At 47.7% G+C, this 323-nt stretch carries 1 protein-coding gene; it reads left to right on the top strand.

Annotated features, from left to right (window positions below; genetic code table 11):
- Nucleotides 1–76 precede the first annotated feature (76 nt).
- The coding region (locus tag E1189_RS25000; protein WP_230460054.1) for a hypothetical protein at nucleotides 77–323 on the top strand (247 nt) is incomplete at its 3' end.

Raw genomic sequence — 323 nt, 5'->3', positions numbered from 1 at the left:
CCTTGGGCTGATAGCAGAGGGCTCTACCTGTTCCGCAACTCTCAGAAAAGTTCATTCCCCGTCAGCGGCAGGTGACGTGATAATAACAGGAGAATGCGTTGATGGATTTCCACTGCCTTTTAACTCTGATATCAACGCTTGGGAAATTCACTGCAGAAAAGTTGTCAAACAAGAGATTTATGAAACTGCATCAGCAGTCCCAGGTGATTTGGTCTACGACAGCCCTGCAATGGAAGTAGAGGTATTGAGCCAAAATGAGAAGAGGGTAGTTCGTCGAGGAAAGCAGAACACCACATGCCCCTGCGGCACCACTTTTGATTCAG

It is taken from the genome of Parendozoicomonas verongulae, assembly GCF_009711465.1.
GTDB classification, from domain to species: Bacteria; Pseudomonadota; Gammaproteobacteria; order Pseudomonadales; family Endozoicomonadaceae; genus Sansalvadorimonas; species Sansalvadorimonas verongulae.
This window is presented reverse-complemented; position numbering and strand designations above follow the sequence as displayed.